The following is a 13,160-nucleotide window of genomic DNA, read 5'->3' on the forward strand; positions in this document are numbered from 1 at the left end:
AATTATTTACCGCCGGTCTGTTTTTTATGCTCGTCCAGGAAGGTTTTCATCTCCTGAGGGGCCTGATAGCCCGGCACGACATAGCCATTGCTCAGCACAATCGCCGGCGTGCCGCTCACGCCAAACTGCACGCCAAGGGCATACTGGTCGGCAATGTCGACATCACAGCTGGCGGCCTTCACGCCTTTGCCCGCCATCGCATCGTCAAAGGCTTTGTTGCGATCTTTGGCGCACCAGATGGCCTTCATGTTGTCTGCCGCTTCGCTCTGCATACCCTGACGCGGGAATGCCAGATAACGCACGGTAATGCCCAGCGCGTTGTAATCCGCCATCTGCTCGTGCAGCTTATGGCAGTAGCCGCAGGTGATGTCGGTGAATACGGTAATGACGTGTTTTTCGTTCGCCGCTTTATACACGATCATCTCTTTTTCCAGCGCGTTGAGATGCGTCATCAGCATGCTGTTGGTGGTGTTGATCGGCTGCGGACCGCTCACGTCATACAGCGGCCCCTGGATCATATGTTTGCCGTCTTCAGTGACGTACAGCACGCCGCTGTTAGTCAGCACGGTTTTCATACCGCTGATGGGTGATGGCTGAATTTCCGTGCTCTGCACGCCCAGCTTCGCCAGCGTCTGCTTAATAGCCGCATCGTCGGCCTGAACTGCGGTACTGAACGCCGCCAGCAGGGTGAACATCATCAAACTTTTTTTCATTTCACATCCTTAATAAATCAGCATCACGCGCGTGGGTGGTGCTGTTGATGGAGTTGCCGCAAACGTTCTGTCGCCACATGCGTATAAATTTGCGTGGTGGAGAGATCGCTGTGCCCCAGCAGCATCTGTACGACGCGCAAATCAGCGCCATGGTTTAACAGATGCGTGGCGAAGGCATGTCGCAACACGTGCGGCGAAAGCTTTTCACTGTCTATGCCCGCCTGGATGGCATAATGCTTAATACGATGCCAGAACGTCTGCCGGGTCATTTGTTGGGCGCGACTACTGGGAAACAGCACATCCACTGACGCGCCGTTTAAAAGCCAGGGCCGCCCGTGCTCCAGGTAGTTTTCCAGCCAGTAGACCGCTTCTTCCCCCAGCGGCACCAGCCGTTCTTTGTTACCTTTACCGATCACCCGCACTACGCCCTGACGCAAACTGATGTCGCTCATTGTCAGCCCGACCAGTTCCGACACGCGCAGGCCGGTAGCATACAACACTTCCAGCATGGCTTTGTCACGTAACTCCAGCGGCTGATCGGTAAGCGGCGCCTGCAACAGGCGCTCGACCTGCGCCTCGCTGAGATCTTTTGGCAGGCGCTGCGGCAGTTTTGGCGATGCCAGAACGGCGCTGGGATCGTCAGTACGCACCTTTTCCCGATAAAGATACTGGAAAAAACGCCGCATCGCGCTCAGTAAACGGGCGGAGCTGGTCGCTTTGTAGCCGCCGGTGACGCGCTCGGCCAGCAGCGCCTGTAAATCGTCATGCTGCACGCTGAGCACATCGCTGTTTCTGTGGTGCAGCCACTCGACAAGCATACGCAGATCGCGACGATAGGCGCTCAATGTGTTTTCAGCCACATTGCGTTCCAGCCACAGGGCATCGAGAAATTGTTCTATGCGTGCGAGATCCTGTTCCATCATTGCCCCTTATTTCAACGTCAGGGCATTATGCCTGATTGCGTATTGATTCTGGTACACTGTGCGCAAAGCCACATCAGGAATTGAGACGTTTACGCTATGAACATTGGTCTTTTTTATGGTTCCAGTACCTGCTATACCGAAATGGCAGCAGAGAAAATCCGCGACATTATCGGCCCGGAACTGGTGACGCTGCATAACCTTAAAGACGACGCGCCCACACTGATGGAGCAGTACGATGTGCTGATCCTCGGCATCCCGACATGGGATTTCGGCGAGCTGCAGGAAGACTGGGAAGCCATCTGGGATCAGCTGGATTCCCTTAACCTGGATGGCAAAATGATTGCCCTCTACGGCATGGGCGATCAGCTCGGTTACGGCGAATGGTTCCTTGACGCCCTCGGCATGCTGCACGACAAACTGTCCGCCAAAGCGGTGAAGTTTATCGGCTACTGGCCCACCGAAGGCTATGAGTTCACCAGCCCCAAACCCGTCATTGCGGACGGGCAGCTGTTTGTCGGCCTGGCACTGGATGAAACCAATCAGTACGATTTAAGCGAAGAACGCCTGCAAACCTGGTGCGAGCAAATTCTTGGCGAAATGGCGGAAAACTTCGCCTGAGCTTCAGTGCTTTTCCTGCGCCGGTTGCTGGAGCATCATCCGGCGCAGCTCCCGCCACTCCTGCGCGTCCATACTGTCCGCCGCCAGCCACAAATGCTGCCGTTTGCCGTCCGTACTGCGCCGTAAGCGCAGCATCATGCCGCTGTTTAACAACCAGGGCGCGCCTGTAATATCCCATTCATTGCCCTGCCAGCGCAGGCGCGAATCCATCAGCAGTTTAATTTCACCATGGCTGGCGTTAATTCGGCGCTGGCTGCGCACGCAGTCAAACACCACCAGCGAAAGCAGTAATAACCACAACGGCGTATAACTTAACGGCCAGGGGATAAGCAACACCAGCGCCGCCACCAGACCGTGCAGTAATAAAGAGAGCCATTGCGAGCGCCATGAGACGCGTAAATCAGATTGCCACAGGACCACGTTCCCGATTCCGTGTCTGAATTAACTGGACCATCCTCTGCAATTCCGAATCTGCAGGTTCGCCGTGATTCATCAGCCAGTTGAATAAATCCGGATCGTCGCTCTCAAGCAGGCGGATAAACAGCCGCTTGTCGTCATCGCTTAGCGTATCGTACTCATGTTCGAAGAAAGGCATGATGGAAATGTCGAGTTCACGCATACCTCTGCGGCACGCCCAGTGAATGCGGGCTTTGTTGGTAATATCCATGTTCTTTTCCTGCATAGCGACGTTAAAGATGGCTTCTAGTGTAACGCTTTTTCCGGCCAATCCTCACCGGAATGTTCGGCTTCGGAAGCAAGCTTCCAGAATAAACCTTTAAAAATGTAAGGATTACCATTTTTTGCGCGCAAACTCGCAAGCTGTGCGGTACGTGCGATTACCGCTTGCAATGAACCACGGCTCTTTTAACATTAAGCATTCATACAGCGTTAAGCTTACCAGGACATCACTATGGCTTTTACTCCGTTTCCTCCGCGTCTGCCCTGCGCCTCTGCGCGTTTGCCGCTGACGCTAATGACGCTCGATGACTGGGCGCTGGCCACGATCACCGGTGCCGACAGCGAAAAATATTTGCAGGGCCAGGTCACTAACGACGTGGCGCAACTCACTGAACATCAGCATCTGCTGGTTGCCCATTGCGATGCCAAAGGCAAAATGTGGAGCAACCTGCGCCTGTTCCGTCGCAACGATGGCTTTGCGTGGATCGAACGTCGCAGCGTGCGCGAGGCGCAGCTGACCGAGCTGAAAAAATACGCCGTCTTCTCGAAGGTCACCATTGCCGCCGACGACGAGCACGTGCTGCTTGGCGTGGCCGGATTCCAGGCCCGCGCGGCGCTGGCGAACCTGTTCTCCACCCTGCCCGATCAGCAAACGCAGGTGGTGCAGGATGGCGACACGCAAATTCTGTGGTTTGAGCAACCGGCGGAGCGCTTCCTGCTGGTAACCGATGTCGCCACCGCGGAGCGCATCACCGAAACCCTGCGCGGCGAAGCGCAGCTTAATAACAGTCAGCAGTGGCTGGCGCTGAACATTGAGGCCGGTCTGCCGGTGATCGATGCCGCCAACAGTGCGCAGTTCCTGCCGCAGGCTACCAATATTCAGGCGCTGGGCGGCATCAGCTTTAAAAAAGGCTGCTATACCGGCCAGGAGATGGTAGCGCGGGCGAAATTCCGCGGCGCGAATAAGCGCGCAATGTGGTATCTGGCGGGCAAAGCCAGCCGGGTACCGGAAGCCGGTGAAGATCTGGAAATGAAACTGGGTGAAAACTGGCGCAGAACCGGCACGGTGCTCGCCGCCGCTCAGCTGGAAGACGGGCGTTTGCTGGTGCAGGTAGTGATGAATAATGATATGGAGCCGGACAGCGTGTTCCGTGTGCGCGATGACAGCTTTACGCTGGCCATCGAGCCGCTGCCCTACTCGTTAGAAGAAGAAGCCTGATCCAGGCTGGTTGGCCCGGCGGCGCGTTGCTTGCCGGGCATACATTGCTTTTCCGGCAGTAATTACACTGTGCCGATATACAAATAAATTGCCAGAAAGTGGCAGACGCTGCCGCCCAGTACAAAGCCGTGCCAGATAGCGTGGTTATACGGAATGCGCTGGCAGGCGTAAAAGATCACCCCCAGCGTATACACCAGGCCGCCCACGGCCAGCAGCGTTACGCTGCCAACGGCCAGCTTCATCACCATTTCATAAATCACCACCAGCGACAGCCAGCCCATCGCCAGATAGGTAATTAGCGACAGCACCTCAAAGCGGTGCGCAATGGTCAGCTTAAACAGGATCCCCAGCAGCGCCAGGCTCCAGATAACAATCATCAGCCCCCGCGCCAGCGGTGAATCCAGCCCGACCAGTAAAAATGGGGTATAGGTGCCGGCGATTAATAAATAGATGGCGCAGTGGTCAAATTTCTTTAACCAGACTTTAGCCCGCGGATGCGGAATGGCGTGATACAGCGTGGAGGCCAGATACAGCACAATCATACTGCTGCCGTAAACGCTGAAGCTGGTGATGGCGGTGGCGCTGGCGTTGTTATCCACTGCCTGTACCAGCAGCAGTACCAGGCCGACGATCCCAAACACCAGCCCGATGCCGTGACTGATGCTGTTGGCTACTTCCTCAGCCACTGAATATCCCTTCGTGATAAGCGGTTTTTCAACCATTGGCGTACTCCAGGAAACAAAGGTTACTCACCGCCACTCTGACGCACGATGATGACAAACGCGCGACACTGACGATGACCTCACCAGAGTAACTGAGAATGATTCCAGTGCACACCTGTTCGCTAAAATATATTTCCAGCCGCTTCGCTTCCAGGCATTGCGGGCATTGTTAAGTTTACAGTTGTTCATTTTTCCCGGTGACTGCACCCGGCGTTATGCGATTCCTGTTTTGTCCGTTTTGTGGCAGCATAGAGCCGTTCAGTTGCCCGGAAAGGATCCTGCAAGCCCGTGACCCTGTTTACTCACTCCGCTGTCGCCAGCCTCAATAATCTTGAGATGATGGTTTATCACTACGTCATCAAGAATCGCGACAAGGTGATGTACATGACCATTCGCGAGCTGGCCGACGCTGCTGGCGTCTCCACCACCACCGTACTGCGCTTCTGCCGCAAGCTGAATTGCGAAGGCTATTCGGAATTTCGCGTACGCTATAAATTATATTTAGAGCAGAACGAACCGCCGCAGGCGAATTTTGGCGCCGGGGAAATTATCAGCTTTTTTAAAAGCGTCAATAACGATGAGTTTGATACGCTTCTGGATCAGGCGGTTGATATTATTCTCGCTTCCGAACGTATTATTTTTGTGGGCGCGGGAACCTCCGGATCGCTGGCAAAATATGGCGCAAGATTTTTCTCGAATATCGGAAAATTCAGCAACCATATTGACGATCCTTATTTCCCGGTAACTAACGACATGGCGAAAAACGCGCTGGCTATCGTGCTGTCGGTGTCCGGTGAAACTGAAGAGATCCTGCGCTTCGCCAGCCAGTTCAGCCTGCATAACTGTAAAGTGATGACCATCACCAGCCATGAGCATTCGCGGCTGGCAAAACTGGCGGATTTCAATATCTCCTGGCATGCGCCGCAAATGCGTATCGCCGGGGTTTATGATGTCACCACGCAAATCCCGGTAATTTATATTCTCGAATCCTTAGGCCGTAAACTGGCGAAGAAATTAGCATAAAAAAACAGGCTGTTTTTTCCATGTAACAAGTCACCGCAGCGGTGATTTGTTATATCGTGACATTTCCCCGCCCTTTGTTAGACTCATTTTCAGAGTGAAACTGCCCGGTAACCTTTATTTACCGCACACAAGAGAAAATGATCGATGAAAAAGCTGACATTACCAAAAGACTTTTTATGGGGCGGCGCGGTTGCGGCGCATCAGGTTGAAGGCGGCTGGAACAAAGGCGGCAAAGGCCCGAGCATTTGCGACGTGCTGACCGGCGGCGCGCACGGCGTACCGCGCGAGATCACCAGCGAAGTGGTGCCGGGCAAATACTACCCGAACCACGAAGCGGTGGAGTTTTACAGCCACTATAAAGAAGACATCAAGCTGTTTGCCGAGATGGGCTTCAAATGCTTCCGCACCTCCATCGCCTGGACACGCATCTTCCCGAAAGGCGATGAGGCCGAGCCGAACGAAGAAGGCCTGCAGTTTTACGACGACATGTTTGATGAGCTGCTCAAATACAACATTGAGCCGGTGATCACCCTATCCCACTTTGAAATGCCGCTGCATCTGGTGCAGGAATACGGCGGCTGGACCAACCGTAAAGTGGTGGATTTCTTTGTGCGTTTCTCGGAAGTGGTATTCGAGCGCTATAAGAACAAAGTTAAATACTGGATGACCTTTAACGAGATCAACAACCAGCGTAACTGGCGCGCGCCGCTGTTCGGCTACTGCTGCTCCGGCGTGGTCTATACCGAGCATGATAATCCGGAAGAGACCATGTACCAGGTGCTGCATCACCAGTTCGTAGCCAGCGCCATGGCGGTGAAGATTGGTCATCGCATTAATCCGGAGATGAAAATCGGCTGTATGCTGGCGATGGTGCCGCTGTACCCGTTCTCCTGTAAGCCGGAAGATGTAATGTATGCCCAGGAATCCATGCGTGAGCGTTATGTCTTTACCGACGTGCAGCTGCGCGGCTACTACCCATCCTATGTCCTGAACGAGTGGGAACGCCGGGAATTCAACATCAAAATGGAAGCGGGCGATGAGCAGATCCTGCGTGAAGGCACCTGCGATTATCTGGGCTTCAGCTACTACATGACCAACGCCGTGAAAGAAGAAGGCGGCAGCGGCGATGCGATCTCCGGTTTCCAGGGCAGCGTGCCGAACCCGCACGTGAAGGCCTCCGACTGGGGCTGGCAGATTGACCCGGTTGGCCTGCGCTATGCGCTGTGCGAACTCTATGAGCGTTACCAGAAACCGCTGTTCATCGTGGAAAACGGCTTTGGCGCTTACGACAAAGTGGAAGAAGACGGCAGCATCAACGACGATTACCGCATCGACTATCTGCGGGCGCACGTGGAAGAGATGGTCAAAGCGGTGACTTATGACGGCGTGGATCTGATGGGCTATACCCCGTGGGGCTGCATCGACTGTGTGTCCTTCACTACCGGGCAGTACAGCAAGCGCTATGGCTTTATTTATGTGAATAAGCACGACGACGGCACCGGCGACATGTCCCGTTCCCGTAAGAAGAGCTTTAACTGGTACAAAGAAGTGATCGCCAGCAACGGCGAGAATCTCTGAATCCCCTCACCCTAACCCTCTCCCCAGGGAGAGGGAACAGATCGGCGTGTGTTCTCCCCCTCTCCCTCAGGGAGAGGGCCGGGGTGAGGGTGGCCTTATTTCCCGCCCGCCAGCTCAAGAAAACTTCCCGTCACATAGGACGCCTTTTCGCCGAGCAGCCAGACTATCGCCTGCGCCACTTCTTCGGGCTGGCCGCCGCGCTGCATTGGTAATACCGTCTTCACCCGATCCACGCGCCCCGGCTCGCCGCCGTCGGCATGCATCTCCGTGTAGATAAAACCCGGCCGTACACAGTTCACGCGGATCCCCTGTGCCGCCACTTCCAGCGCCAGGCCGGTCGTCAGCGTATCCACTGCCCCTTTCGAGGCGGCATAATCCACATACTCACCCGCAGCACCTAAGCGTGATGCGGCGGAAGATACATTCACAATCGCACCACCTGCCCCGCCGTGCTTATGGGACATGCGTTTTACCGCCTCGCGGCTGCAAAGAAAATAGCCGGTGACGTTGGTCGCAAGGACGCGGTTGATGCGTTCGGCACTCAGGTTTTCGATAGTGCTCTGTTCAAACAAAATGCCCGCGTTATTCACCAGTGCGGTCAGCGGCGCGCCTTCCCGATCGATACTCTCGAACATCGCCAGCACCTGCGCTTCATCGCTGATGTCCGCCCGCAGCGCAAAGGCGTTGCCGCCTGCTGCGACGATCTCGTTAACCACGTCGGTGGCGGCCTGAATATTGTGGTGATAGTTCACCGCCACGGTATAACCCTCGCGCGCCAGTTGCAGCGCCGTTGCTTTGCCGATCCCACGGCTGCCGCCGGTAACCAGTGCTATTGCCATTACGTTTTCCTTATAAAAAAGCCGGGTGCGCATACGCTTACCCGGCCTACAGAACAGAACGGATCAATTACTCATAGTCGCTCATCGGCACGCAGGAGCAGAACAGATTGCGGTCGCCGTACACATCGTCAAGACGCTTCACGGTCGGCCAGTATTTGTTGTTCAGCCCTGCCGGGAAGACCGCCTGCTCGCGGCTGTAACCGTGCTGCCATTCCGCCACCAGCTCGCGCTGGGTGTGCGGCGCGTTGACCAGCGGGTTATCTTCCAGTGTCCACTCACCGGCCTGCACGCGGTCGATTTCCCCACGGATCGCCAGCATCGCATCAATAAAGCGGTCCAGTTCGACTTTGCTTTCGGATTCTGTCGGCTCAACCATCAGCGTGCCCGCCACCGGGAAGGACATAGTCGGCGCATGGAAACCGTAGTCGATCAGGCGTTTGGCGATGTCCAGCTCGCTGATGCCGATCTCTTCTTTCAGCGGACGAATATCCAGAATACATTCGTGCGCCACACGACCGTCGCGACCGGTGTACAACACAGGATAGGCGTCTTTCAGACGGCTGGCGATGTAGTTGGCATTGAGGATCGCCACCTGGCTTGCCTTTTTCAGCCCTTCCGCGCCCATCATGCGGATATACATCCAGCTGATCGGCAGAATAGAGGCGCTGCCGAACGGGGCCGCGGATACCGCGCCCTGACGGGTCAGCATCCCTTCGATTTGCACCACGCTGTGTCCCGGTACAAAAGGCGCCAGATGCGCTTTCACGCCGATCGGCCCCATGCCAGGACCGCCGCCGCCGTGCGGAATGCAGAAGGTTTTATGCAGGTTAAGGTGCGACACGTCCGCGCCGATAAAGCCCGGCGAGGTGATGCCCACCTGGGCGTTCATGTTCGCGCCATCCAGATACACCTGGCCGCCGAACTGGTGCACGATCTCGCAGACTTCGCGGATGGTCTCTTCATACACGCCGTGGGTGGACGGGTAGGTCACCATAATGCAGGAGAGATTGTCGCCCGCCTGCTCTGCTTTGGCGCGCAAATCGTTCAGATCGATGTTGCCGTTTTTATCACAGGCCACAACCACGACCTGCATCCCCGCCATCTGTGCCGACGCCGGGTTAGTACCGTGCGCGGAGCTCGGGATCAGGCAAATATCGCGATGCCCTTCGTTACGGCTTTCGTGATAGTGACGGATCGCCAGCAGACCGGCATATTCGCCCTGCGCGCCGGAGTTCGGCTGCATACACAAGGCATCGTAACCGGTGAGTTTGACCAGCCAGTCGGAGAGCTGGTTGATCATCTGGTGATAGCCTTCCGCCTGCTCCGGCGGGCAGAACGGGTGCAGTTCCGAGAATTCCGGCCAGGTGATGGGGATCATTTCGGCCGCGGCGTTCAGCTTCATGGTGCAGGAGCCGAGCGGGATCATCGCCTGGTTAAGGGCCAGATCTTTGCGCTCCAGACTGTGCATGTAGCGCATCATTTCGGTTTCGCTGTGATAGCGGTTAAACACCGGATGCGCGAGGATCGCGTCTTCGCGCAGCATAGCCGGCTGAATGGAACGGCTGTCGTGAGCGACGTTTTTATCCAGCGCGTCAATGTCGTGCTGCTCAACGCCGGTGAGCACGGCAAGCAACAGCTGCACGTCTTCGCGGGTGGTGGTTTCATCGAGCGTAATGCCGACCGCGTTAATGATGTCGCTGCGCAGGTTGATTTCACGGGCTTCAGCACGCGCCAGCACTTCGGCTTTATCCGCCACTTCCACGCACAGGGTGTCGAAGTAGTGGGCGTGGCGCAGTTTCAGGCCGTGCTGTTGCAGGCCCGCCGCCAGAATATCCGCCAGGCGGTGAATACGACTGGCAATACGCTTCAGGCCGACCGGACCGTGATACACGGCGTACAGGCTGGCAATGTTCGCCAGCAACACCTGCGAGGTACAGATGTTGGAGTTCGCTTTCTCGCGGCGGATATGCTGCTCGCGGGTCTGCATCGCCATGCGCAGCGCGGTGTTACCGGCGGCATCTTTGGACACGCCGATAATACGGCCTGGCATGGAGCGTTTGAATTCATCTTTCGCAGCGAAGAAGGCCGCGTGCGGGCCGCCGTAGCCCATAGGCACGCCGAAACGCTGGGCAGAGCCGAAGACGATGTCCGCGCCCTGTTTGCCCGGCGCGGTTAACAGCACCAGCGCCATAAAGTCGGCGGCTACGCTGACAATCACTTTGCGCGCTTTCAGTTCGGCGATCAGCGCGCTGTAGTCATGCACTTCGCCGGTGGTGCCCACCTGCTGTAACAGCACGCCGAACACATCCTGATGATCGAGCACTTTGTCGGCATCATCGACGATCACGTCAAAACCAAAGGTTTCAGCGCGGGTACGTACCACGTCCAGCGTCTGCGGGTGTACGTCGGCCGCCACGAAGAAACGGTTGGCGTTTTTCAGTTTGCTGACGCGCTTTGCCATTGCCATGGCTTCCGCGCCTGCGGTGGCTTCATCGAGCAGCGAGGCGGAGGCAATATCCAGTCCGGTCAGATCCAGGGTCACCTGCTGGAAGTTAAGCAGCGCTTCCAGACGGCCCTGGGAAACTTCCGGCTGATACGGCGTATAGGCGGTGTACCAGCCCGGATTTTCCAGCATGTTGCGCAGGATCACCGGCGGCAGTTGCACGGCGGTGTAACCCATGCCGATATAAGTCTTAAAGCGTTTATTGCGGGCGGCGATGGCTTTTAACTCTGCCAGCGCGGCAAATTCGGTTGCGGCGTCACCCACCTGCGGCGGGGTATCCAGCTGAATATCTTTCGGCACAATCTGGCCGATCAGCGCGTTAAGGGACTCTGCGCCCACGGCGTTCAGCATTTCCTGCTGCTGCGTGGCATCCGGTCCGATGTGGCGTTCAATGAATGCGCCGCTATTTTCAAGCTGGCTTAGCGTCTGTGTCATGGGCGAGGGTTCCTGAAACGGTCTGGCTGATTTGCCCGGTGGCGCTGGCGCTCACCGGGCCTGCAAAGTAATGAAATATCCGGCGGAGATTTACTCGTCTTCTAACAGCGCTTCATACGCGCTGGCGTCCAGCAGAGCGGCAACTTCGCTTTCATCGCTGGCTTTAATTTTGAAGATCCAGCCGCCGCTGTACGGCTCGCTGTTGACCAGCTCCGGCGTGTCGCTCAGCGCGTCGTTGACGGCCAGGATCTCGCCGCTGACCGGCGCATAAATATCGGAAGCGGCTTTTACGGATTCGGCAACGGCACAGTCGTCGCCCGCGCTGACGGTCGCGCCCACTTCAGGCAGATCGACAAACACCATATCACCCAGCAGCTCCTGCGCGTGCTCGGTAATGCCAACGGTGTAGCTGCCGTCCGCTTCTTTGCGCAGCCATTCATGTTCTTTACTGTATTTCAGTTCAGCCGGTACATTGCTCATAAAGGTTTCTCCACAATAAAATGCGTTACGCGACAGGTTTACCCATGCGCACAAAAACAGGTTTGGTAACGGTAACCGGCATTTCGCGGTTACGGATCTGTACGATGGCGGTTTCGCCAATGCCTGCCGGTACGCGGGCCAGCGCGATGCTGTAGCCCAGCGTCGGTGAGAAGGTACCGCTGGTGATAACGCCTTCCTGCTGATTGCCGTCGTGGTCAGTGAAACGCACCGGCAGTTCATTACGCAGCACGCCTTTTTCGGTCATCACCAGACCAACCAGCTGTTCGGTGCCTTTTTCACGCTGTGCTTCCAGCGCTTCGCGGCCGATAAAGTCGCGGTCAGCGGGTTCCCAGGCGATGGTCCAGCCCATATTGGCGGCCAGCGGAGAGACGCCTTCATCCATCTCCTGCCCGTAAAGGTTCATGCCCGCTTCCAGACGCAGCGTATCGCGCGCGCCCAGGCCGCAGGGTTTCACGCCCGCTTCCACCAGCGCATGCCAGAATTCGGCGGCCTTTTCATTCGGCATGGCGATTTCATAGCCCGCTTCGCCGGTGTAGCCGGTGGTGGCAATAAAAAGTCCGCCTGTTTCCACGCCAAAGAATGGCTTCATGCCGCTGACGGCTTCACGTTGTTCATCGCTGAACAGCGTGGCGGCTTTGGCTTTGGCGTTCGGGCCCTGCACGGCGATCAGCGATAGATCGTCGCGCACGCTGATGTCGATGGCGTAAGGCGCGGCGTGTTCGGTGATCCAGGCGAGATCTTTTTCGCGGGTGGCGGAGTTGACCACCAGGCGGAAGAAGTCTTCGCTGAAGAAGTAGACGATCAGGTCGTCAATCACGCCGCCGGAGGCGTTAAGCATGCCGCTGTAGAGCGCCTTGCCGGGGGTGGTAAGTCTGGCTACGTCGTTAGCCAGCAGGTAACGCAGGAAGTCGCGGGTACGGGTGCCTTTCAGATCGACGATGGTCATGTGGGACACATCGAACATGCCTGCATCGCGGCGTACGGCGTGGTGCTCGTCAAGCTGGGAGCCGTAATGCAGCGGCATCATCCAGCCGTGGAAATCCACCATGCGCGCGCCACATAGCGTGTGTTGTTCAAACAAAGGAGTCTGCTGAGCCATCTTTTCCTCATTGAATAAGCGGGGCTGTTAAGGATTTCCCGGGTCATAAAAACCGCCACGACCCCCGGCGTCAGCCTCCTTTCAGGTTGCCGACGCAAACGTTACCTTTCGCCTGAACTTATCACTGAAAAGCGCCCTAAACCATAAGTAAAAATGCGCCATCACATTAGCTTATGACCTGAAAACCCGCAGAGCCGCACAGCGTAAAAAACTTAATAACGAGTAATTAACATTCTCTTTATAGGGAGAATTGAACTTCCCGACCCTGTAAAGTGACATTTTTCACCAAAAATCATGAGAATTTCCCGA

Annotated in this window: 13 protein-coding genes; 4 read left to right on the forward strand and 9 right to left on the reverse strand. The window is 56.3% G+C overall.

The features are described 5' to 3' along the window. Positions 1-2: 2 nt before the first annotated feature. Positions 3-713: a bifunctional protein-disulfide isomerase/oxidoreductase DsbC gene (gene dsbC / locus ACQUTD_RS01380; protein ID WP_072569843.1), complete on the reverse strand. Its 711-nt coding sequence runs from the start codon at positions 711-713 to the stop codon at positions 3-5. A gap of 23 nt (positions 714-736) precedes the next feature. Continuing rightward, positions 737-1,633, reverse strand: coding sequence for a site-specific tyrosine recombinase XerD (xerD, locus tag ACQUTD_RS01385; protein WP_072569842.1), 897 nt, complete (start codon positions 1,631-1,633; stop codon positions 737-739). 99 nt (positions 1,634-1,732) lie between these two features. Between xerD and fldB the strand changes: the two genes are divergently transcribed. Beyond that, the gene (gene fldB / locus ACQUTD_RS01390) at positions 1,733-2,254 is read left to right on the forward strand and encodes a flavodoxin FldB (RefSeq protein WP_072569841.1); all 522 of its coding nucleotides are present in this window, start codon (positions 1,733-1,735) and stop codon (positions 2,252-2,254) included. Between the two features lie 3 nt (positions 2,255-2,257). Here the strand turns inward: fldB and ACQUTD_RS01395 are convergent, their stop codons facing one another. Next, positions 2,258-2,674 carry a protein YgfX gene (locus tag ACQUTD_RS01395; protein WP_072569840.1) on the reverse strand — a complete coding sequence of 139 codons (417 nt, stop codon included), beginning with the start codon at positions 2,672-2,674 and terminating at the stop codon, positions 2,258-2,260. Beyond that, a complete protein-coding gene (gene sdhE / locus ACQUTD_RS01400; RefSeq protein WP_318363777.1) occupies positions 2,655-2,921 on the reverse strand; it encodes an FAD assembly factor SdhE in 267 nt (88 codons plus the stop codon). Before sdhE ends, ACQUTD_RS01395 begins: the two co-directional genes overlap by 20 nt. 243 nt (positions 2,922-3,164) lie before the next feature. On the opposite strand from sdhE, the gene ygfZ reads away from it, so the two are divergent. After that, positions 3,165-4,151 (forward strand): tRNA-modifying protein YgfZ, encoded by a 987-nt coding sequence (gene ygfZ / locus ACQUTD_RS01405; RefSeq protein ID WP_473274652.1) that lies wholly within the window; start codon positions 3,165-3,167, stop codon positions 4,149-4,151. Positions 4,152-4,213: 62 nt separating this feature from the next. Here ygfZ and trhA read toward each other — a convergent pair whose 3' ends face one another. Continuing rightward, the gene (gene trhA, locus ACQUTD_RS01410) at positions 4,214-4,873 is read right to left on the reverse strand and encodes a PAQR family membrane homeostasis protein TrhA (protein WP_072569837.1); all 660 of its coding nucleotides are present in this window, start codon (positions 4,871-4,873) and stop codon (positions 4,214-4,216) included. A 294-nt stretch (positions 4,874-5,167) separates the two neighbouring features. On the opposite strand from trhA, the gene ACQUTD_RS01415 reads away from it, so the two are divergent. Together ACQUTD_RS01415 and ACQUTD_RS01420 are read left to right on the forward strand one after the other, a co-directional pair. Beyond that, positions 5,168-5,896, forward strand: a complete 729-nt coding sequence (locus tag ACQUTD_RS01415) for a MurR/RpiR family transcriptional regulator (protein WP_318363827.1) — start codon at positions 5,168-5,170, stop codon at positions 5,894-5,896. Positions 5,897-6,040: 144 nt separating this feature from the next. Beyond that, positions 6,041-7,474 (forward strand): 6-phospho-beta-glucosidase, encoded by a 1,434-nt coding sequence (locus ACQUTD_RS01420; RefSeq protein WP_072569836.1) that lies wholly within the window; start codon positions 6,041-6,043, stop codon positions 7,472-7,474. 95 nt (positions 7,475-7,569) lie between these two features. Here the strand turns inward: ACQUTD_RS01420 and ACQUTD_RS01425 are convergent, their stop codons facing one another. The 4 genes from ACQUTD_RS01425 to gcvT form a co-directional block, all read right to left on the reverse strand. Continuing rightward, the gene (locus ACQUTD_RS01425; protein WP_473274650.1) at positions 7,570-8,313 is read right to left on the reverse strand and encodes an SDR family oxidoreductase; all 744 of its coding nucleotides are present in this window, start codon (positions 8,311-8,313) and stop codon (positions 7,570-7,572) included. Between the two features lie 67 nt (positions 8,314-8,380). Next, positions 8,381-11,251 carry an aminomethyl-transferring glycine dehydrogenase gene (gcvP, locus tag ACQUTD_RS01430; protein WP_473274647.1) on the reverse strand — a complete coding sequence of 957 codons (2,871 nt, stop codon included), beginning with the start codon at positions 11,249-11,251 and terminating at the stop codon, positions 8,381-8,383. 90 nt (positions 11,252-11,341) lie between these two features. Continuing rightward, positions 11,342-11,731: a glycine cleavage system protein GcvH gene (gene gcvH / locus ACQUTD_RS01435; protein WP_072569833.1), complete on the reverse strand. Its 390-nt coding sequence runs from the start codon at positions 11,729-11,731 to the stop codon at positions 11,342-11,344. A gap of 25 nt (positions 11,732-11,756) precedes the next feature. Beyond that, positions 11,757-12,851, reverse strand: coding sequence for a glycine cleavage system aminomethyltransferase GcvT (gcvT, locus tag ACQUTD_RS01440; RefSeq protein ID WP_473274645.1), 1,095 nt, complete (start codon positions 12,849-12,851; stop codon positions 11,757-11,759). Positions 12,852-13,160 lie beyond the last annotated feature (309 nt).

The sequence above is a fragment of the Enterobacter sp. K510 genome, assembly GCF_055804875.1.